This is a genomic window from Roseomonas genomospecies 6 (genome assembly GCF_008365375.1).
Classification (GTDB): domain Bacteria; phylum Pseudomonadota; class Alphaproteobacteria; order Azospirillales; family Azospirillaceae; genus Azospirillum.
Genome location: NZ_QOKW01000004.1, coordinates 62584 through 83246, shown reverse-complemented (window position 1 = coordinate 83246; position 20663 = coordinate 62584). Strand labels below are relative to the sequence as shown.

At 69.0% G+C, this 20663-nt stretch carries 18 protein-coding genes; 11 read left to right on the top strand and 7 right to left on the bottom strand.

Going from position 1 to position 20663, the window contains the following annotated elements; genetic code table 11:
* Positions 1 to 17 precede the first annotated feature (17 nt).
* From rpmG to rnr, 3 genes are all read right to left on the bottom strand, one after another.
* Complete coding sequence (gene rpmG, locus DS843_RS07005; protein ID WP_012974790.1) at positions 18 to 185, bottom strand: 50S ribosomal protein L33; 168 nt, start codon at positions 183 to 185, stop codon at positions 18 to 20.
* 102 nt (positions 186 to 287) lie between these two features.
* Positions 288 to 1811: a S41 family peptidase gene (locus DS843_RS07000; RefSeq protein WP_149468177.1), complete on the bottom strand. Its 1524-nt coding sequence runs from the start codon at positions 1809 to 1811 to the stop codon at positions 288 to 290.
* Positions 1812 to 2038: 227 nt separating this feature from the next.
* Positions 2039 to 4324, bottom strand: coding sequence for a ribonuclease R (gene rnr / locus DS843_RS06995; protein WP_149468176.1), 2286 nt, complete (start codon positions 4322 to 4324; stop codon positions 2039 to 2041).
* Between the two features lie 125 nt (positions 4325 to 4449).
* Between rnr and DS843_RS06990 the strand changes: the two genes are divergently transcribed.
* On the top strand, positions 4450 to 5121 hold the full coding sequence (locus DS843_RS06990; protein WP_149468175.1) for a TIGR02117 family protein: 672 nt from the start codon (positions 4450 to 4452) through the stop codon (positions 5119 to 5121).
* 42 nt (positions 5122 to 5163) lie between these two features.
* On the opposite strand, the gene topA is transcribed toward DS843_RS06990, so the two are convergent.
* Together topA and dprA are read right to left on the bottom strand one after the other, a co-directional pair.
* Entirely contained in the window at positions 5164 to 7989 is a 2826-nt protein-coding gene (gene topA / locus DS843_RS06985) for a type I DNA topoisomerase (protein WP_149468174.1), read from the bottom strand.
* Positions 7990 to 8042: 53 nt separating this feature from the next.
* Complete coding sequence (dprA, locus tag DS843_RS06980) at positions 8043 to 9164, bottom strand: DNA-processing protein DprA (protein ID WP_149468173.1); 1122 nt, start codon at positions 9162 to 9164, stop codon at positions 8043 to 8045.
* 168 nt (positions 9165 to 9332) lie between these two features.
* Here dprA and DS843_RS06975 point away from each other — a divergent pair, with 168 nt between their 5' ends.
* Positions 9333 to 9578 carry a helix-turn-helix domain-containing protein gene (locus tag DS843_RS06975; RefSeq protein WP_149468172.1) on the top strand — a complete coding sequence of 82 codons (246 nt, stop codon included), beginning with the start codon at positions 9333 to 9335 and terminating at the stop codon, positions 9576 to 9578.
* Positions 9579 to 9669: 91 nt separating this feature from the next.
* Positions 9670 to 10125 carry a DUF29 domain-containing protein gene (locus DS843_RS06970; RefSeq protein WP_149468171.1) on the top strand — a complete coding sequence of 152 codons (456 nt, stop codon included), beginning with the start codon at positions 9670 to 9672 and terminating at the stop codon, positions 10123 to 10125.
* Positions 10126 to 10197: 72 nt separating this feature from the next.
* On the opposite strand, the gene DS843_RS06965 is transcribed toward DS843_RS06970, so the two are convergent.
* Positions 10198 to 11256: a helix-turn-helix domain-containing protein gene (locus tag DS843_RS06965; protein WP_149468170.1), complete on the bottom strand. Its 1059-nt coding sequence runs from the start codon at positions 11254 to 11256 to the stop codon at positions 10198 to 10200.
* A 117-nt stretch (positions 11257 to 11373) separates the two neighbouring features.
* Complete coding sequence (locus DS843_RS06960; RefSeq protein WP_149468169.1) at positions 11374 to 12345, bottom strand: response regulator; 972 nt, start codon at positions 12343 to 12345, stop codon at positions 11374 to 11376.
* Positions 12346 to 12719: 374 nt separating this feature from the next.
* Between DS843_RS06960 and DS843_RS06955 the strand changes: the two genes are divergently transcribed.
* The 8 genes from DS843_RS06955 to DS843_RS31070 all read left to right on the top strand — a co-directional run bounded on the left by DS843_RS06955 (position 12720) and on the right by DS843_RS31070 (position 20530).
* A complete protein-coding gene (locus DS843_RS06955; RefSeq protein WP_149468168.1) occupies positions 12720 to 13553 on the top strand; it encodes a hypothetical protein in 834 nt (277 codons plus the stop codon).
* The gene (locus tag DS843_RS06950) at positions 13550 to 15556 is read left to right on the top strand and encodes an MFS transporter (RefSeq protein ID WP_149468167.1); all 2007 of its coding nucleotides are present in this window, start codon (positions 13550 to 13552) and stop codon (positions 15554 to 15556) included. The genes DS843_RS06955 and DS843_RS06950 overlap by 4 nt, the downstream gene beginning before the upstream one ends.
* On the top strand, positions 15553 to 16590 hold the full coding sequence (locus DS843_RS06945; protein ID WP_149468166.1) for an ABC transporter substrate binding protein: 1038 nt from the start codon (positions 15553 to 15555) through the stop codon (positions 16588 to 16590). Before DS843_RS06950 ends, DS843_RS06945 begins: the two co-directional genes overlap by 4 nt.
* 1 nt (position 16591) lies before the next feature.
* Positions 16592 to 17377 carry a GNAT family N-acetyltransferase gene (locus tag DS843_RS06940; RefSeq protein ID WP_149468165.1) on the top strand — a complete coding sequence of 262 codons (786 nt, stop codon included), beginning with the start codon at positions 16592 to 16594 and terminating at the stop codon, positions 17375 to 17377.
* Positions 17374 to 18627, top strand: coding sequence for an ATP-grasp domain-containing protein (locus DS843_RS06935; RefSeq protein WP_149468164.1), 1254 nt, complete (start codon positions 17374 to 17376; stop codon positions 18625 to 18627). Before DS843_RS06940 ends, DS843_RS06935 begins: the two co-directional genes overlap by 4 nt.
* Before the next feature lie 21 nt (positions 18628 to 18648).
* The gene (locus DS843_RS06930) at positions 18649 to 19386 is read left to right on the top strand and encodes a hypothetical protein (protein WP_149468163.1); all 738 of its coding nucleotides are present in this window, start codon (positions 18649 to 18651) and stop codon (positions 19384 to 19386) included.
* Positions 19387 to 19533: 147 nt separating this feature from the next.
* On the top strand, positions 19534 to 20295 hold the full coding sequence (locus tag DS843_RS06925; protein ID WP_149468162.1) for a hypothetical protein: 762 nt from the start codon (positions 19534 to 19536) through the stop codon (positions 20293 to 20295).
* A 79-nt stretch (positions 20296 to 20374) separates the two neighbouring features.
* Positions 20375 to 20530 carry a hypothetical protein gene (locus DS843_RS31070; protein WP_167525218.1) on the top strand — a complete coding sequence of 52 codons (156 nt, stop codon included), beginning with the start codon at positions 20375 to 20377 and terminating at the stop codon, positions 20528 to 20530.
* Positions 20531 to 20663 lie beyond the last annotated feature (133 nt).

The following is a 20663-nucleotide window of genomic DNA, read 5'->3' as shown; positions in this document are numbered from 1 at the left end:
GGCGGTCCGGGGAAACCTTACTTGATCTTGGCTTCCTTGAACTCGACGTGCTTGCGCGCCACCGGGTCGTACTTGCGGAACGACAGCTTCTCGGTGGTCTTCTTCGGGTTCTTCTTCTTCACGTAGAAGAAGCCGGTGTCAGCCGTGCTCACCAGCTTGATGAGGACGGTGTTCTGCTTCGCCATGATCTCAATCCCGACTAAAAATCCGTGACCCGCCAGCCCGGCGGGGCGGCGTCGTAGCGGGGGAAGATACCCACTACTGCCGCGATGTCAAGGGGTAGTAAATCAGCGCTCCGCCACCGTGTTGGTGGAGGACAGGGCGACGGCGCGCTGGTACAGCATCGGCTCCGAAAGAAGGCGCAACGCCACCTTCAGATCCAATTCCGGCTCGTGTTCCTTCCAGGGGCAGGCCTCGCGCAGGCGGGCCAGGGCGTCCTCATCGTCGGCGGCGCGGGCGCGCCAGCCGGCGAACTGGGTCATCGGGCGCGCCCGGCCATCACGCAGGTCTGACAGAAGGGCGACGGGGTCGTCCTGCCCTGTGCGGCTGGTGCAGACCGTCGGCTGCACGCCCTGGCGGTGCAGGGTGTAGCCGGCGGGCGTGTAGATCCGGCTCCAGGTCAGGAACAGCTCGCCGTCGTTGGGAAGGCGGGTGACCGTCTGGACGCTGCCCTTCCCGTAGGAGGAGGCGCCCACCACCACGGCGCGGCCCGAGTCCTGGAGCGCGGCGGCCACCACCTCGGCGGAAGAGGCGGAGCGCCCGTCCACCAGCACCACCAGCGGCAGCCCGTCGGCGATGTCGTCGGGACCGGCCTCGAAGCGCTGGCGGCTGTCGGGGTGGCGGCCTTCGGTCGTGATGATCTTGCCCTGGGCGATGAACAGGTCGGCCACGGCGACCGCCTGGTCGAGAAGGCCGCCCGGGTTGCCGCGCAGGTCCAGCACGAAGCCGCGCAGGCCCTTGCCCACGCTCTGGCGCGTGGACAGAACGGCGTCCCGCAGGTTCGATGCGGTGGCGGCGTTGAAGCGGTCCACCTTCAGCACGCCGGTCTGATCCGACACGCTGCTGTTCACGGTGTTGGGGACCACCCGTTCCCGCCGGATGGGCGCGCGGCGCGGCGGGTTGCTGTCGCGCGCCACGGTCAGCAGCACCATGGTGCCGGTCGGTCCGCGCAGCCGGTCGCGCATATCCGACTCGTTGAGGCGGGCGGTCAGATCGCCGTCGATGGCCAGAAGCTGGTCGCCGTTGCGGATGCCGGCGCGGTCCGCCGGGCTGCGCGGCAGCACGTCGCGGATCAGGGTGCGCCCGTTCACCGTTTCCAGCGACAGGCCGATCCCTCCATAGCCCTCGCGCTGGGCCCGTTCACTGGTGGCGCGCTGGGTGCCGGTGTAACGGGAGTAGCCGTCCAGATCCGTCATCACGGAGTCCAGGATCACCTGATAAACCCGCTCCGGCGCGGCTTGGTAGAGGATGGGGGAATAGAGGCGCGCGCGTTCCACCGCCTTCGTGGTCAGGGCGGCCCATCCGGCGGAGTCGGAGGGGGAGGGGGCGGCGTATTCCCCGATCAGGCCGCCGGAGACGTACAGGCGTACGGTGTTGCCCTGCCGTTCGGCGCGCGCGGTCGGGTCGATGATGGCGAGGCCCTTCAGCCCGTCCAGCCCGAGGCGGCCGAAATCAACCTGTTGCAGATACACTTCGGCGATCTTGCCGTACGCGACGGCGAAGACCTGCTCGCTTATGAAGGCGGGCTGGACTGCGGCGGCGGCCGGACGGGGCAGCGTCCCGCCGAGGCTTCCAAGGCCAACGGCGAGCACGGCGGCCGCAAGCGGGATCGACAGGCGCCCTCCCGGCAAAAATCCCGGCGAAAATCCTCGTTTCCGTATGCCCATGGCGCGCCGTACGCGGCCTCCTTTCCCACAGGCGGACCCGGACGGTCACCCGCCGGATTCGAACGGATAAGGAATAGCACTTCAGAAAAGAGGGCTGGCGGGACAAAAGACGGGGGCGTGACTCTTTGTTGCGGAATGTCCACCACTGTGACTCAGCGGCCACGCTTCCGTTGCTTTTGGGTTGTGCGCCCCGGTGAGCGCGTGCCCTGCGGGGCGCTGCGGGCGTGGCCGGATTGCAACGGATGATTGGCGTCGCCAACCAAGCGCCCGGCCAAATCCGCTTCGCTGCGGGGCAGCGCGAACAGGGTGCTTCCGGTCAGCGGATCGGCCTCCGTCAGCACCACCTTGACGGTGGCGCCCAGCCGGTAGATGCGCCCCGTGCGTTGGCCGACCAGCGCGTGGGCGCGCTCGTCATGCTCGTACTGGTCGTCGGGCAGGGTGCTGGCGGGAATCAGCCCGTCCGCCCCGCTTTCGTCCAGCCGGATGAACAGGCCGAAGCGGGTGACCCCGGAAATCCGTCCGGCGAAGAGGGCGCCCACCCGGTCCGCCAGGAAGGCGGCGGTGAAGCGGTCGATGGCATCGCGTTCCGCCGTGGCGGCGCGCCGCTCCGTCATCGAGATGTGCTCGCCGATGTCGGTCAGCCCGGCCATGGCCGCGTCGTCCAGCCCCCCCGGCCCCAGCCCGTGCGCGCGGATCAGCGCGCGGTGCACGATCAGGTCGGCGTAGCGGCGGATCGGCGAGGTGAAATGCGCGTAGCGGTCCAGCGACAGGCCGAAATGACCGATGTTCTCCGGGCTGTATTCGGCCTGCGACTGGCTGCGCAGGATGACTTCGCTGACCAGTTGCGATTCCCGCGTGCCGGCGGCGCGGTCGAGGACCGCGGTGAAATGGGCCGGGGTCAGCCGGGGCACCCGCGGAAGCGCGTAGCCGATGCCGGTCAGGAACTCCCGCAGCGTCTCCTGCTTGTCGAGCGACGGCTGGTCGTGCACGCGGAACAGGCCGGGCATGTTCGCCCGCTCCAGACTGTCCGCCGCCGCGACGTTGGCGCAGATCATGAACTCCTCGATCAGCCGGTGGCTGTCGAACCGCTCGCGCGCGGCGATCTCCGCCACCCGCCCGCGCTCGTCCAGCCGCACGCGCCGTTCCGGCAGGTCCAGTTCCAGCGTGCCGCGCCTCTGTCGGGCCGCCCACAGGCACGCATAGGCGCCGTAGAGCGGGGCGATGACCGTTTCCAGGAGCGGCGCGGTCGCCTCGTCCGGCGCGCCGTCGCGGGCGGCCTGCACCTGCTCGTAGGTCAACCGCGCGGCGGAGCGCATCAGGCCGCGCACGAAGCGGTGCCGCTGCAACACACCGTGACGGTCGATCCACAGATGCACCGCGAAGCAGGCGCGGTCCTCGTGAGGGCGGAGCGAGCAGAGGTCGTTGGACAGCGCCTCCGGCAGCATCGGGACGACGCGGTCGGGGAAATAGACGGAGTTGCCGCGCTCATAGGCGGCGCGATCCAGCGCGGAGTTCGGGCGCACGTAATAGGCCACGTCTGCGATGGCGACCAGCAGGTGCCATCCGCCCTGGTTCGCCGGGTCGGGGTCCGGTTCCGCCCACACCGCGTCGTCGAAATCGCGGGCGTCGGCCCCGTCGATGGTCACCAGCGGCAGGTCGCGCAGGTCGGTCCGCCCGGTCAGGGACGGCACCGCGGCGTGCGTCGCCTCGCGGATGGCGGCGGGCGGGAAGTCGGTGGGAAGGCCGTGGGTGTGGATGGCGATCAGGCTGACCGCGCGCGGCTCCGCGGTGTGGCCCAGCCGCTCCGCCACGCGGGCCTGCGGCATCCCCAGCCGGGCCGCGGGCAGCAGGTCGGCCAGCACCAGTTCGCCCGGCTCGGCGTCGTTGCGGTTGGCCGGCAGGACCAGCAGTTCGGTCTTGTTGCGTTTGTCCGTGGGGACGATGCGCCCGCCGTCCGCCGCCGGGTAATAGACGCCGAGCACGCGCCCGACCGTGCCGTCCAGGCGGCGGATGGTGCGGGCCTCGTAGAGGCGGTCGTTGATGCGGGCGAGCTTCGCCAGCACCCGGTCGCCCGCCCCCAGCGTGGGATGGCCCCTCCTCTCCGGCATCAGGAAGATGCGCGGCGGGTTGCCCTCGCCGGTCCAGGTGACCGGGCGGGCGGAGACCTCGCCGTCCGGATCGACGCCGGTCACCTCCAACACGGCGACTTCCGGGAGCGATTGCGGCGGGGCGACGCGCTTGTTCCGCCCGCGCTCCACGGCGCCGTCGGCCTCCAGTTCCTTCAGCAGATCCTTCAGGCGTTCGCGGTCGTCGCTGCCGGACAGCTTGAAGGCGCGCGCAATCTCGCGCTTGCCGACCGGCGTGGTGCTGGAGCGGATGAAGGAGAGGACCGTGTCCTTATCGGGAAAACTGCCGGGGCGGCGGGGCGTGTCGGTCAAGGGAATCCGTGCCGTGGAAGGTGGATCGCTTAAGTAAGCCCTGGGCGCGGCGAATCCAACCTCGACGCCACGGCTCCGCCACAAAGACACGCCAGAACCGTGCCAAGCGTGGCGGGAGCGCATCCATGGGGATCGTCCGGGGCGGGGTGTTGCTGGCGTTGGCCGGTCCGGTGGTTGGGGCGGGGGCCTATCTGCTCGCCGCTGCGGCGCTGGCGCGTCTTCCGGTGGAAGGGCGGCCCGCGGCGCGGGATGGCGTGGAAGTCTTCGTCTGCACCAACGGTGTCCACACCGATCTGGTGCTTCCCGCCGTCAATGGATTTGCGGACTGGACCGCGGATCTGCGGCGAAGCGATTTTCCGGGCGCCGATCCCTGGGCGAGCCATTTCTCCTTCGGCTGGGGCGACCGGGCCTTCTATCTGGAAACCCGCCGGTGGTCGGACCTGCGCCTGTCCACGGCCCTGTCCGCCCTGTTCGGCGGCGGCCCATCGGTGATGCACGTCTACGCGATGCACCGCCCGGCGGGCAGCCCGGATTGCGGCGCGCTGGTGCTGGGGGAGGGGCAGTACCGCGCTCTGGCGGCCTTCGTGCGCGGCAGCTTCCGCCGGGACGGGCAGGGGAGCGTGATTCCCCTGCCGGGCAGCGGCTATGGCACGACCGACCTCTTCTACGAGGCGGTCGGCCATTACAGCCCAATTGAGACCTGCAACGAATGGACCGGCAAGGCCCTGCGCGCCGCCGGAGTGACCGTCGGCGCCTGGACGCCGTTCGAAGGCAACGTCATGCGCTGGGTCCGGTAGAGGCTGGAGATGTCCCCTCTCCCGCCCCGGGAGAGGGGAAAATCACGCCCGCTTGCGTGCGGCGGCGGGCTTTTCCTCGTCCCCCGCTTCGGCCTTCTTGGCGGCAGCCTTCTTCGGAGCGGCCTTCTTCACCGCTTCCTTCTTCGCCGGCTCCTTCTTCGTGGCCGTCGCCTTGGCCTTGGTCGCCTTCTCGGCCTTGGCGGGGGCCTCTGCGCCGTCCGCCGCGGCGGGTTCGGCGTCCTTCGGGGCCTTGCCCTTCTTGGCGGCATCCTTGGCGGCCTTGGCCTCCAGAAGCTCCAGCGCCTGCTCCAGCGTCACACTGTCCGCTTCCGTGCCCTTGGGGATGGAGGCGTAGACGGAGCCGTGCTTGACGTAGGGACCGAAGCGGCCCGAGCCGGTGGTGACCGGCTTGCCGGTCTTCGGGTGGTCGCCCAACGTCTTGGCGGGAGCGGACGCCTTCTTGGCGGCGCCGGCCAGCAGGTCCACCGCGCGGTTGATGCCGATGGTCAGCACGTCGTCATCCGGCGTCAGCGACTTGTAGACGCTGCCGTGCTTCAGATAGGGGCCGAAGCGCCCGATGCCGGCGCTGATGTCCTCGCCCGTCTCCGGGTGGTTGCCGATGCTGCGCGGCAGGGCCAGCAGCTTCAGCGCCGTGTCGAGATCCACATCCGCCGCGGCCATGCCCTTGGGCAGGGAGACGCGCTTGGGCTTCGGCTCCTCGACCTTGACCTTCTTCTTGCCCTTGGTCTTCTTGCCCTCGGCGGGAGCCTCCTCGGCCACGACCTCGGCCGGGGCGGCGGCCACCGGGGGCGGGCCGAGCTGGATGTAGGCGCCGTAGGGGCCGCGCCGCACGGTCACCGGCAAGCTGGTTTCCGGATCGTTGCCCAGCTCGCGCGGGCCTTCCTGAGCCTCCCCGTTCTCGTCGTTGGCGACGGCGAGCGGGCGGGTGTAGCGGCAGTCCGGGTAGCGCGAGCAGCCGATGAAGGCGCCCATCTTGCCGAGCTTAAGCCCCAGCCGGCCCTGGCTGCACACCGGGCAGACGCGCGGGTCGTGGCCCGGCGTGTCGCCGTTGGCGTTGGTCGGGAAGAAGTGCGGCCCAAGTTCCTCGTCCAGGGTGGTCAGAACCTGGGTGATGGTCAGGTCCTTGGTGCCGTCGACCGCGACGTGGAAGGCGCGCCAGAAGTCGCGCAGAACGGTCTTCCAGTCGATCCGCCCGTCGGAAATCTCGTCGAGCTTGTTCTCCAGGTCGGCGGTGAAGTTGTACTCGACATAGCGGTTGAAGAAGTTCTTCAGGAAGGCGGTGACCAGACGCCCGCGGTCTTCCGGAATGAAGCGCCGCTTGTCCAGCCGCACGTAATTGCGGTCCTGAAGCACCTGGAGGATGGAGGCGTAGGTGGACGGGCGCCCGATGCCCAGCTCCTCCAGCTTCTTCACCAGGCTCGCTTCGGTGTAGCGGGGCGGCGGCTGGGTGAAATGCTGTTCCGGGGAGATGTCGCCGCGGGCGAGGGCGTCGCCCTGCTCCATGGGGGGCAGGCGGCGCTCCTGGTCGTCGTCCGCGGCGCCGTCGTCGCGGTCCTCCTGATAGACCTTCAGGAAGCCGTCGAAGACGACGACCGAGCCGGTGGCCCGCAGCACCACGTCTTTCGACGGCGAGGCGATGTCCACGGCCACCTGATCCAGCACGGCGCTTTCCATCTGGCTGGCCAGCGTGCGCTTCCAGATCAGCTCGTACAGCCGCAGTTCGTCGTTTTCCAGGTAGGAGGCGACCTCCTCCGGGCGGCGGAACAGGTCGGTCGGGCGGATGGCCTCGTGCGCTTCCTGGGCGTTCTTCGCGGCGGTCTTGTAGACGCGCGGCTGGGCCGGGACGTAGCGCTCGCCCCAATGGGAGCCGATCAGGTTGCGGGCGCCCTCGATGGCCTCCTGCGACAGGCTGACGCCGTCCGTTCGCATGTAGGTGATGAGGCCGACCGTCTCGCCGCCGATGTCCACGCCCTCGTACAGCCGCTGCGCGGTCCGCATGGTGCGGGTGGCGCCGAAGCCCAGCTTGCGCGAGGCCTCCTGCTGCAACGTCGAGGTGGTGAAGGGCGGGGAGGGGTTGCGGCGGCTCTGCTTGCGCTCCACCGTCGCGACCGAGAAGGCTTGCGGGCTGATGCGCGCCACCGCGGCCTCCGCCGCCTCGCGGGCGGGCAGGGCGAACTTGTCGAGCCGCTTGCCGTCGAGCTGGGTGAGCTGGGCCGTGAAGGAGGCGCCGCCGGGCGTGGCGAAGCCCACCTCGATGGTCCAGTATTCCTGCGGCTTGAAGACCTCGATCTCCGACTCGCGCTCGCAGATCAGGCGCAGAGCCACCGACTGCACGCGGCCCGCGGAGCGGGAGCCCGGCAGCTTGCGCCACAGCACCGGCGACAGGGTGAAGCCCACCAGATAATCCAGCGCGCGGCGCGCCAGATAGGCGTCCACCAGCTCCCGCGACACGTCGCGCGGGGCTTCCAGCGCGGCCTGGACGGCGGTCTTGGTGATTTCGTTGAAGGTGATGCGCTGGACCTTGGAATCGTCGATCAGCCGCTTTTCGCGCAGCAGCTCCGACAGGTGCCAGGCGATGGCTTCCCCTTCGCGATCCGGGTCGGTTGCGAGATAGACGCGCTCGGCCCCTTTGACCGCCTTGGCGATCTCGTCGATGTGGCGCTTGGAGCGGTCGCCCAGCTCCCAGTCCATGGCGAAGTCCTCGTCCGGACGCACCGATCCGTCGCGCGCCGGAAGGTCGCGCACATGGCCGAAGCTGGCCACCACGGTGTAGTCCGAGCCAAGGTACTTGTTGATGGTCTTCGCCTTGGCCGGCGATTCGACGATGACGACGTTGCTGCCCGGCAAGAGTCCGCGCCCCTGAATGTGCCTATCCCAAACACCGGCGGTGCGGATCGGGATCAGATCAGGTTCACCTGATTCCCAGGCTGGCGCTGGACCCGGCCCGCAAGCTCAAGTTCCAGCACGACGGTCAACACCACCGGAGCGGACAATTGGCACCCGCGGACGAGTTCGTCAATGGCAACCGGCGTATGGCCCAGGTTTTCCAGGATGACGGTACGCGCCGCCTCCAGGTCCGACTCGGACGGCGGGGCGGGGCGTGCCGGCGCGAACAGGTCGCCCTGGCGCTCCCGCACGGCGGGTGGGGACAGGCTTTCCAGAGCCCGCAAAACGTCGTCCACCCCTTCCACCAGGGCCGCTCCCTGGCGCAGAAGGTTGTTGGTGCCCTGGCAGCGCGGATCGAGCGGAGAACCGGGAACGGCCATGACCTCCCGACCCTGTTCCAAAGCCATGCGGGCGGTGATGAGCGAGCCGGAGCGCAGCGCCGCCTCCACCACCAGAACCCCCAGCGACAGGCCGGAGATCAGCCGGTTGCGGCGCGGGAAATGCCGGGCCTGGGGCGTGGTGCCGACGGCGCTTTCCGCCACGACCACGCCTTGCTGCACTATGTCGCGGTAGAGCCTCTCGTTCTCCGGCGGGTAGACGACGTCGGCGCCGCCCGCCACCACCGCCGCCGTGCCGGTGCCGAGCGCCCCGGCGTGGGCCGCCGTGTCGATTCCCCGCGCCAGCCCGGAGACGACCAGCAGCCCGGCCTCTCCCAACTCCCGCGCCAGCCGTTCGGCGAACTTCTTGCCGTTCATCGAGGCGTTGCGCGCCCCGACCAGCGCGACCGCACGGCGTTTCAGCAGATGCGGGTGGCCGAGCACCGACACCACAGGCGGCGCGTCGTCCAGCGCGGCCATCGGTTCCGGATAGTCCGGCTCGCAGGAGCAGAGCAGGCGGGCACCGAGGCGCTCGTTGGCGATCAGTTCGCGCTCGATATCGGCCTTCGCGGCGATGCGCAACGGTTTGGTCCGTCCGCCGCGCTTGGCGAGATCGGGCAACGCCTCCAGCGCGGAACGGGCGCTGCCGAACTGCTCCAGCAGGCGGTGAAAGGTGATCGGCCCGACATTCTCCGTCCGGATCAGGCGGAGCCAGTCGAACCGTTCGGCGGCGGACAAGGGGCGGCGCGGTTGAATCATGCGACCCGGTTTTACAACCGAAACCGCGCCGTTTTCAACACGCAAGCGTATGTAGAGGAGTTTTCGCAGAACTATATACTCCGGTATTCAGGATGGTGCTGCGATGGGTATCCTGAAACCGAATATCCTAAAATGGGATATTTTGCAAACGGGGGCATACGCATCGTTATGCGGCCCTCGATCTACAACGAACGCCAACGGCGCTTGCGCGAACTCCTGCGCGAGGCCCGTCAGGAGAAGGGCCTGAAGCAAGTTCAGGTTGCCGAGGCACTTGGGCTGCCGCAGTCAACGATCAGCAAATACGAATCGGGTGAGCGCCGTCTGGACGTGATCGAGTTCATCGACCTGTGCGAGGTTCTCGGCGTCGATCCGCGCCACATCGTGGGCCGGTTGCTGACAAAGGTTCCGGGGTGACGTTGGAAGGATCGGTTCGGGCGCATGGCTCACTTGCTGCGTTCGCCATCGTCATCATCTAGAATCATCGTCTGTGAGCGGAGGTGACGGGATGAAGAGCGATGCAGGAGCCGGCCTCTACGACCGGGACTTCTATGCGTGGGCCAACGAGCAGGCCGCTCTGCTGCGCGCCGGACGACTGGACGCTGCCGATATCGAGCACATCGCCGAGGAGATCGAGAGCATGGGCCGCAGCGAGAAGCGCGAGCTGATCAACCGTTTGGCCGTGCTTCTCCTGCATCTGCTGAAGTGGCGGTTTCAGCCGGGTCTGCGCAGCAACAGTTGGCGCCTCAGCGTCAGGGAGCAGCGCATCCGTCTGGCCAGTCACCTGGAGGACAACCCGAGCCTGAAATCGAAAATTCCAGAAGCGCTTGCCGGGGCATACCGGTTGGCAGTGGTTGAAGCCGAACGGGAAACCGGGCTGGCGGAGGACACCTTCCCGGAGAAGTGTCCTTGGAGTTTCGAGCACATGATGGACGAGTGTTTCTGGCCGGAAGCCAAGTGCTGAACGCAGACATGCGTTTCGCCGCGCGCGTGAACCTCGTGAGGCATCGTGCGCCGGTCCTGCGCTCCCGCCTTTCTATTTGCGCCAGAAGCTGAAGAGCCCCTTCTTCTGAGGCGGCGCCTCCGGTTCGGGATCCGGCTCCGGCTCGTCATCGAAGGAGAAGGGATCGTCGTCAGCGTCGGCTTTGGCAGATTCGGCGACTTCGGTTTCGGCCTTCGGTTCGTCGTCGTCTTCATCCATATCGAAGGAAAACGGGTCCTCGTCCGGTTCGGTCTCCGGGGCTTCCGTGGTCTCTTCGGTCTTTTCCTCCGTGTCGTCGTCGCCGAAGCTGAAGGGATCGCTGTCGTCGCTGTCGAAGCTGAAGGGATCGGCGTCGTCCGCGTCGTCGCCGTCCTTGGGCTCACTCTCCTCGTCATCATCATCGTCGTCGAAGCTGAAGGCGGAGAAATCCGTGGACTCCTCTTCCTCAGCCTCGTCATCGGCATCCAGGGCCGTGGCGGCGACGGCAACGGCGGCGGCTGCGGTCTGGCCGCGGCGCATCTCGCCCTTGAAGCGTTCCAGTTCTTCGCGGAAACGGTCTTCGGCCTCGGTCCAGCGCTGCCGTTCCTGGTCCAGGGTGGCGAGCAACTCCTCTTCCCGGGCGCGGGCGGCGGCGCGCTCCGTGTCGAGCGCTTTGATCAGGTCCTCCTGACGCTGGAGCAGCGATTCGTGCCGCACCTCCATCGCGTCGATCACCTCGCGGACATACTGCTCGAAGGCCCGGAACTGAAGCGCGAGGACGTCGTCCTCCGCAGCGGCGGTCATGGCGGCGGCGGCCTTCGCGGCTTTCGCTGCCTTGCCCGTCCGGGTGCCGGCGGACGCGGGCGGTGCGGGAGTGGCGGCGGGGGGCTGGCGCGGGGTGGAAAGCGTGGCCCCGTCGCCGCCCAGCCAGCGTGACACCAGGATGTAGGACACCTGAAGCTCTTCCGCGATGCGGCGGTAGCTCCAGCCCTGGGCGCGCAGCCGTTCGGCCATGCGTTGGCGGTCCGGCTCCTCGCTGGGCATCGCCGGGCGCGTGGGCATGGAGGATGCGGGGCCGCTCCCCTCCGTGGGGGTCGCGACGACGATCACATCCTTTAATTTCTGGTCGGCCATCGGGTCTCCGCCGTCCTGCGCGCAGGGCGTTCCTTCCGGCCATGGTCGCCGCGTTCAGGGGCGTTGTCGATTGCCGACAGGTCCCGGTTGAAGCAGTCTGCGGCGCAACCGCGCCGGTCAGGTCAGGTCCTGGATGTGCTCGACATAGCCGTACAGCGCGGCGATCCCCTGTTCGGTCAACTCGATGAAGACGCGGCGCCCGTCCTTCTCGTCCGCGATCCGCCGCACCAACCCGCGGTCATGCAACTCGGAGATGCGGCGCAGCGCGGTGGTCTGCGCCACGCCCGAGGCCATGCACAGCGACGACACGGAAATCCGCCGCCCGCGCAGATGGTTCGCCATCAGGTCCAGCAGCATGTCCCAGCAGGGGTCCTCGAACAGCCCCTTGGGGAAGAACTTGTCGCGGGCCACGCGGGACTGCTGAAGCGCCTTCAGCACCGCCAGCCGCCGGTTCTCTCCCGCCGCGGCGGACGCGGGCGCAGGGGCGGCGGGTGCGGGAGCGGCGACCGGCGGCTGGGTCTCCCGCAGCGCCTTCACCGCTTCGATCAAGGCGAGGCCGTGGCGGTAGGCGTCTTCCAGCGCGCCGTGCAGCTCGCCGTTGCCCGAAGGGGCGGGCGGGACGGGCGCCGCCTGAAGCGCGGCGGCCTGATGCGCGGAGAGGGCGCGGGCCAGCGCGCCGTGGAGTTGGCTGCCGTCCTGCGGGTCGCTGACGAAGTCGGCCGCCCGCAGATGCATGGCACGGACCACGTCCGCCGCCGTGGCGCCGGAGGCGACGACGATGACCTGAAGATGCCGCCGCACGCTCCTGCGCATCCGCTCCACCAGCGCCAGCCCGTCGAAATGGGGCAGGGCCAACTCCACCGCCACGATGCCGATGCTGCCGTCCGCCTCCAGCGTGTCGAGCGCCGCGATGGGATCGTGGGTCACATGGATGCGATGGCCGTTCCGTTCGAAGGCGTCGTGCATGCCGATGCCCAGCGCCCGGTCCGCGCAGGCGATCAGAATGGATGTCGCCGAGACGTGAAGGCCGGTGCTGGTCGGGACCGGACGCACCGGCCACGCCAAGGGTCGCTCCAACTCGATCCGCATCGAAGCCCTTCCCCGTTGGGTGCATGGATTGCTGTGCTTTAGGATTACCACGCAAAGCAAACCATCATGGATGCAATCATGGTCCAAAATAGAGCGATCCAAAATCCAATTAAAATCCCGCAAAATTTGGAAGGATTAGGCGGAATGGCATAGATCGTTACGGATTTGGTTTCGCATGTTCTTTGCTTGATACGGAATTACCTGCTGATTGCGCCCCAGGGTTGATGGCTTTTGGAGAATTGTGCCTTCCCGGGGTGGTCGGGCCGGAGCGGAGCCATGTCTCCAGGGTCTTCTCCAGACTGGACCCGTCTCGGAAACGGCGGTGCGGGTGATGCGCGTAAGGTTGGCCGCAACCCCTGCCGGCCCCGGACGCCATGCGCCTGACCCTGACGACCAAGATCATTCTGCTGCTGCAAGTGGCGCTCTGCTTCGCGCTGATCTCCACCGCGGCCCTGTCCTACCTGAAGATGGAACGCATGGTGGAGGACACCGTGGCGTCCCGCTTCACCGTCGCCCTGCGCGGGCTTGCGGGGGAGGTGGAGGGCGCCGTCAGCCTCGGCGTGTCCATCACGGCCCTGCGGAACCTGGACGCTCTGATCCAGCGCTCGATGGCGCGGGACGACCGGATCACCGGTCTGGTCCTGTTCACCGACACGGGCGAGGTGCTGGCCGCGGCGGGCCGGGGCGCAGGGCAAAGTGGTCCGGTGGGGACGATCCCCGCCGGCTGGGCGGCGGCCTTCGCCCGCGACGGCAAGTCCGACCGGGTGGCCGCCGTCGCCGACGGCGACAGCCAGGCGCTGCTGCTGGGCATCCGCAACGCCTTCGGCGGCGTGGCCGGGGGCGTCGCCCTGACCTATTCGCTGGGGGAGGTGCAGGCGGGCATCCGCGGCACCATCCCGGACCTTCTGCTGTCCGGCGGGATCAATCTGGTGACGGGGCTCTTGGTCACGATGGTCGCGGTCTGGCTGCTGCTGCGCCCGATCCAGCGGCGTCTGCGCGAGATGACCGCCGGCATCAACATGCTGGGCATGGGGGAGCCGCCGACCCTGACGCCGGAGCTGGCGGCCTTCGCCCCCGGCCTGAAGGACTTCGCCGACCGCATCCTGGAACAGCAGCAGCACGGAGCGGAGGAGGACCGACCCCAACCCGCGAGCCGCACGGAGAGCCGCGCGGTGGAGGCCACGCGCCCGGCGGGAGCCACGTCATGAAGCTGTCCTTCATCCGCCGCCTGAACTGGATGCTGACGGGCGTCGTGTCCGTCCTGATGCTGGTCAGCCTCGCCGTCCAGACCAACCACGTCAACGCGCTGTTCCGCCCGCTGATCGAACCGGAGCTGGCCCGGAAGGCGGAGGTCGTCGGCTCCTACGTGGTGGCCCAGATCGACCGCGCGGTGGCGCTCGGCTTCGAGCTGGACAAGCTGGTCGGGGTGGACGAGCTGCTGTCCGACGCGCTGGCCGCAAACCCCGACGTCAAGTATCTGGGGCTGGAGATCGGCGGGCGCCTCCACGCCTTCGCCGGAACGGAGGAGGCGCGGTCCGGCCCCCGGCTGACCGCCGCGGACGCCCCGCCGGAGGGGGAACACGGGCGCTTCCTCGACACCGCCCTGGCCCTGGAAGGGAACGCGGAGGCGCGGCTGCATGTCGGCGTCGATTCCGGCTACGTGCGCTCCGCCATGAACGAGGTGGTGTTCGACCTCGGCTCCGTGCTGATCGTCGCCATCCTGCTGAACATCGAGATCCTGCTGCTGGTCGTCGGCACCTCCGTCGCGGCGCCGCTGCGCCGGGTGACGGCGGTGATGAAGCAGGCCGCCGACGGCCATCTCGGCGTGCGCGTCGCCCTGCGCAACCGCGACGAGGTGGGGGAACTGTCGCGCGCCGTCGACTGGGCGCTGGACAGCGTGCAGCACAAGGCCGACATGACCGCCTCCGAGCAGGCCATGACCAAGATCGGCATGATGCAGCGGGTGGTGGAGCTGCGCTTCGCCATCTTCGTCTTCTCCCTGGCGGAGGAGCTGACCCGGACCTTCCTGTCCGTCTACATCAAGCAACTGTTCGAACCGGTGCCCGGCCTGTCCATGGAGATGGTCATCGGCGCGCCCATCGCCCTGTTCATGCTGCTGTGGGCGGTCAGCCAGCCCATCGCCGGCAGCGTGTCGGAACGGCGCGGGCGGCGGGCGGTGTTCCTGGGCGGCGCGCTGCTGTCCTTCGCCGGGTTGGTCGGCTCCGGCCTCGCCACCGATCTGGTCCAGCTCATCGTCGCGCGCTGCCTGACCGCCATCGGCTACGCCAGCGTCTTCATCTCCGCCCAGGGCTTCGTCATCGACGCCACGGACCCGAAGCAGCGCGCCCAGGCCATCGCCATGTACGCCGGCGGCATCCTCAGCGCGGGCGTCTGCGGCCCTGCCATCGGCGGCGTGATCGCCGGGCAGGTGGGGTTCCGCACGACCTTCCTGATCTCCGCCGGGCTGGCCCTGCTCGCCGCCTTCATGGCGTGGCAGGTGCTGCCGCGGGTGCGCTCGGGGCAGGGAAAGTCCAGCCGGGGCCTGCGCCTGTCGGACGCCGCGCTGTGCCTGCGCAACCCGCGCTTCGTCGGGCTGGCCGTCTTCAGCGCGGTTCCGGCGAAGCTGGGGCTTACGGCGCTGCTGTTCTTCCTGCTGCCGCTGGCGTTGGACGATCAGGGGGTCAGCCAGTCCTGGATCGGGCGCGTGCTGCTGCTCTACTGGCTGCTGATGATCGTGGTGTCGCCGATGGCGGCGAAACTGTCGGACCGGTCGGGCCAGCGCATCGGCTTCCTGGTGGCGGGCGGGCTGATCGCCGCCGGGGCGGCTTACGTGCTGTCGATGCCCGGCTCCCTCGGCACGGCGCTGGCCGGGGTGGCCCTGCTGGGGGTGGCGCACGCCATGCTCGGCGCGCCGCAGCTCGCCATGCTCGCCGACGTCTGCGTGAAGGAGCGGGCGGCGCTGGGCGAGACCACGGTGATCGGCATGTTCCGCCTGATCGAGCGGCTGGGCTCCGTCGTCGCCCCCTTCCTGGCCGGCCTGTTCCTGACCCACTACGGCTATGCCGGGGCGCTGAAGGGAATCGGCGCGGTGCTGGCGGCCTGCGTCGCCGTGCAACTGCTGCTGAGCGCCGTCTTCCGCCCGCGCCCGCCATCCGATCTGCCGCCCGCCGATCTGCCGCCCGCCGACTTCCCGCAGAGGACCCCCGCATGAGCCTGTCCCGCCGCACCGTCCTGACCGGAGCGCTCACCGCCGGAACGCTGGCGGCCGGCGGCTTCCCGGCCTTCGCGCAGACAGCCAACACCTTTACCGCGGCCAAGCCGGCGCGCATCGTCGTGCTGACCCCGCGCAAGGATGTGGGCGACGTGCTGGGCCTGCGCGACTTCATCGCGTCGAGCGGCCTGCCCGCCGCGGTGGAGGTGCGGGAGGTGCCGCAAGCCTCCGCCATGCCGGCGCTGCTGCCGGAGATCCGGGCGTCCAAGCCCGATCTGGTGGTGACGGTCTTCACGCCGCTGACCCTGGCGACGGTCGGGCGCCACGACGATCCGGACCCCTCGCGCTTCCTGACCGACGTGCCGGTGGTCTTCACCTCCGTCACCGATCCGGTGGCCTCGCGCGTCGTGCGCGGTCTGGACCGCACGGGGCGCCCGGTGACCGGCACGCGGCACATCGCGCCGGTCGCGGTGCAGATGAAGACCATGCTGTCCTACCGGCGCTGGAAGAAAATCGCGGCGGTCTACAACCCGGCGGAGGACAACATGGTCGTCGCCGTGCGCGATCTGAAGGAGGAGGCCGCCAGGCAGGGGGTGGAGGTGCATGACGCGGCCCTGCCGCGCGACGCCTCCGGCGCGCCGGTGGCCGCCGCCATTCCCGACCTGATCGCCGACGCCGCGCGCGCCGGGGCGGAGCTGGTCTACATCGGGCCGGACACGCTGGTCGCCTCCGGCAACAACGCGGTCGTCGCGGAACAGGCGCTGGCCCATCGGCTGGCCACCTTCTGCTCCACCGAGCTTCCGATCCGCCGGGCCAACCTGCTGATGGGTCTGGTCAGCCCGGCGGTCAATGTCGGGCGCTTCGCCGGGCTGAAGGCCGTGGAAATCCTGACCGGGGCCAAACCCGCCGACGGCATTCCGGTGGAAACCCTGAACCGCTTTTCCCTGCTGCTGCGCATCGGGGCGGCCAAGCGGCTGGACCTCTACCCGCCGATGCGCCTGCTGAACATCGCCGAAATCGTGCAGGACGCCTGACATGACGGTCCTCTTGTCCCCCGAACAGACGGTTCACACGGGCACCCTGCGCGTCCGGCGCGGACAGCCGGTCTGCGTTCCCTACCGCGTCCGCTTCCTCGGCCCGGACGACCTGCCGGCGCTGGAGGCCTTCCGCGCCTATATCTTCGGCCAGTTGCCGGATATCGACGCCTATTTCCCCGAAAACCCGGACTTCGCCGGGCTGCATCTGGGCGAGCGCGGCGTGACGCTGGGGCTGGAGGCGGAGGGGCGGCTGATCGGCTGCGCCATCCTGGGCCTGCCCCTGCCCGGCATGCCGGCCTTCGTGGACGATCTTCCGCATCCCCGCCCGGCCATCGAGGCCACCGCCCACATGGCGAGCTGCATGGTCCACCCGGATTTCCGCGGCAACGGGCTGCAACGTCTTCTGGTGACGTTGCGGACGCTCCACGCGCTGGGGGCCGGGCGCCCGCATCTGTTCTCGCGCGTCGCCCTGTCCAACCCGCGCAGCCTGTCGAACCTGCTGGCCGGCGGCTTCCTGGTGCGCCGGGTGCTGGTCATGCACGCCAGCGGGCGGCTGCGCTACCTGCTGCACCGCGACCTGGGCGCCGCGCCGCCCGCCTGGGTGCCCGGCAGCGAGCGCGTCTTCGCCGTGCCGGAGCTGGAGGAGCAGAGGGCGGTGATCGAGGCCGGCTGGATCGGCTGCTCGGTCGAGCTGGACGGCGCCGTTCCGCTGGTCACCTACGCCCGTCCGGCGGAATCGGCGCGGGCCGTGCCGCAGCCTGCCGCGCTGGAGGCCACGCCGTGAGCGCCCTTCCGAAGACAGCGGTGGTCGTCGACCCCTATTCCACGGGCATCCTTCTGGCGCCGCGTCTGCGAGCGCGGGGCTATGAGGTGGTCGCGGTGCAGAGCCGCCCGGACCTCGCCCCCTCGCTGCTGCGCAGCTACCAGCCGGGCGACTTCGCGGCCCACATCCTCCATGACGGCGACCTCGCCGCCCTGGCGGAGCGGCTGCGCCCGCTGGCGCCGGCCTTCGTGCTGCCGGGCAACGAGTCCGCCGTGGAACTGGCCGACGCGCTGGCCGACGCTCTTGGCACGCCGGGCAACAGCCCGAAGCTGACCGCCGCGCGGCGCAACAAGTTCATGATGATCGAGCGGCTGGCCGCCGCCGGTCTGCTGACCGCCCGCCAGACCATGGCGACCGGCGCCGCGGAGGCGGTGGAGTGGGCAGCGCAGGCCGGCTGGCCCGTGGTGGCGAAGCCGATGGCCAGCGCCTCCACCGATCACGTCTATTTCTGCGACCGCCCGGCGGAACTGCGCGCCGCCGTGGACGCCATTCTCGGAAGCCGCGACTTCTGCGGTTCGGCCAACGAGCGGGTTCTGGTGCAGACCTATCTCGACGGGTTGGAGTATGTGGTCAACACGGTCAGCCGGGGCGGGCGCCACTATGTCTGCGACGTGCTGCTGTCCGCCAAGCGGGCGCTGAACGGGTCGCCCTTCGTCTATGACTACTACCGGCTTCTGCCGCCGGAGGAGCCGGTGGCGCAGGCGTTGATGGCCTACATCCGCCGGGTGCTCGACGCGCTGGAGATCACCGACGGCGCCGGCCATGCCGAGGTGCGGATGACCGCCCGCGGCCCGGCGCTGGTGGAGATCGCGGCGCGCGCCATGGGTCCCGCCGGCTCCACGACCGCCATCGCCGCGGGCACCGGGCACGATCAGGTGGACCTGCTGGTGGACGCCTTCGACGGGGCGGCGGCGGTCGGGCCGCTGCTGGACGGGCATTACCGCTTCCTGGCCGACGCGATGGTTCTGTATCTGCCGGTCCTGGTGTCGGGCCGCGTGGAGGCCCTGCCGGACCTGTCCGTTCTGGAAGGGATGGAGAGCGTGCGCGGCTGCGCCCTGGTGCCGAAGGTGGGGGACGATGTGGTGCCGACGCTCGACCTGACGCAGGTGTTGGCGAAGGTCTATCTGGCGCACCCGGACCGCGCGGTGTTCGAGCGCGACTGGGCCGCCATCCGCTCCCTGGAGGATCGTCTCCAGCCCGTCGTGGCGTAGCGGCGGCGCGGTCGGGCGGCCATGGCCCATGTCCCCTATGAGCAGCGTTGGGCTGCCGCCCGCAAGCGGTTCGAGGCCGCGATCGCCAAGGCGAAGCCGAAGGACGCGAAGCCCGTCGCCGCCGCTCTGAACGGCGACTCCACCGTGCTGCGGGCGTTGAAGGCCGGCGACCTCGCCCACCGCCGCTGCGCCGCCGGGGAGGACGCGGCGAAGGATCTCGCCACCGCGGCGAAGGACTTCGCGAAGGTCCGGAAAGGCTATCTGGCCGCTCTGGTGAAGGCGCTGGGCGACGAGGGCGGGCGCCCCGGGGAGACGTTCGTCAAGGAGCTGTCCGCCCTGGAAGCGGCCATGGCAGCGGACGCCGACCGCTTCAAGACCCAGGCCGCGCAAGCGGAGAAGGACGCCGCGTCGGCGGAGAAGGCGCAGAAGCGCTGGGAGGCGAACATCAATGGCGCGCTCGCCCGCGCCGCCGCCGGTGTCGCCAAGGTGCGCGCCAAACCCACGCCGGACACCTACAACGACCTGTTCCCGGCGCTGGCCCGCGACCTCTCCGCCCAGCTTGCCGCGGCGAAGGCGCTGGACGGGTTGCGCGCCGACCCGGACTTCTACCGCCGGAAGCTCGCCCCCTGGGCCGGACAGGCCGGCGACGGGCCGCCCATGCGCGTGCCGCCCGACTGCACCGCCCGCCAGATCACCGACCTCATCAAGGAGTTTGCCACCGTCTGCAAGGGCGTGGTGCAGTTGGTGAAGGGGCGCTGACGGAAGCGCCGGGCGAAGCCGCCGTTTTGGACCCAATCACCCCCGGTAGGGGCGGGAGAGGAGCAATCGCCGATACCGGGCGCTCCCCCCGCCTCCTACCATGCCGGACGATAGGGTGAAGACTTGGTTAAGCGGAGGAGCTGAGATATGGGTGGTCCCCTGAAGCGCATCGACATTCCGGACATCCTGACCCAGAAGGACTGGGACAAGAAAAAGGGCGCCATCGCCAAGATCGCCGGCAAGACCGGCGTCGGCGATGCGATGAAAGCGGTGGACAAGGCGCACGGCGCCATCGACTGGAAAAAGCTGAGCGTGTCGTTGAACGCCCCCAGCAACGCCACGCTCGACGATCTGGACAAGTTGCTGGACGAAGCGCGGGCGGAGTACAAGCGCTCGGTCGAGCCGCTGCGCACCCAGCTCCAGAAGCTCCGCGATCTGGCCGAGGCGACGGCGAAGAAGTTCAAGTCGAACAAGCTGATCCCGAAGGATTCCACCGCCCACGCCGAGAAGGTCGCCAAGGCCGCCGACCAGCTCTTCGTCGCCTTCAACCAGTCCTCCCTCGGCGAAAAGATCGTCGATGACTACGAGGGCATGAAGGACGCCGTCGAGAAGGCCGACAAGGTGCGCGCCAAGGGCCGGGAAATCCTCGAAAAGTACATGCTGTCCCTGGCGAAGAAGCTGAAGACGGCTAAGACGGTGAACGATTACAAAGATTTGTGGTCGGAGGACATCCGTGGTGTCGGCACCCAGTTGCCGAAGATGCCCGAACTGAAAGCCTTCCTGAAGGACTGGCGCAACATCTCCTCCCAGGACGGTCTTCCGGAAACCGACGAGGATGTGAAGAGCCGCTGCAAGGAGGTGATGGCCGTGCTCGCCCGCATGGACAAGCAGATGAAGGCCATGGCCTGATCCCATAGGAACGGGTTGCTTCCTTTCACGGATGCCCGCCGGGAATACCGTCCCCGGCGGGCATCGGCAAATACAGGCCATGATCCTGTTCGAAAAGTTAAAATCCGTATTGGCATGGGATTTGTGGCTTGCGGCGTCTGATGCGATTTTCCGGGTCGTTGATTCGGATAAAGCCGACTATACTTCGCCGATAGGCCCGTTCCGGCATCATGGGATTTCGGCTTTAAATGCCTGAATGCATCGGTATTCACACACCAGAGCTTTTGCGATACTCCTTATGATGGGGTTGGTCCGGCACCTTTCGATCTGTGGGTTCGGTCGCGGCCCGCGCCATGCGCCTGTCGAAGGAATTGTGCCCCGGTGCTTTT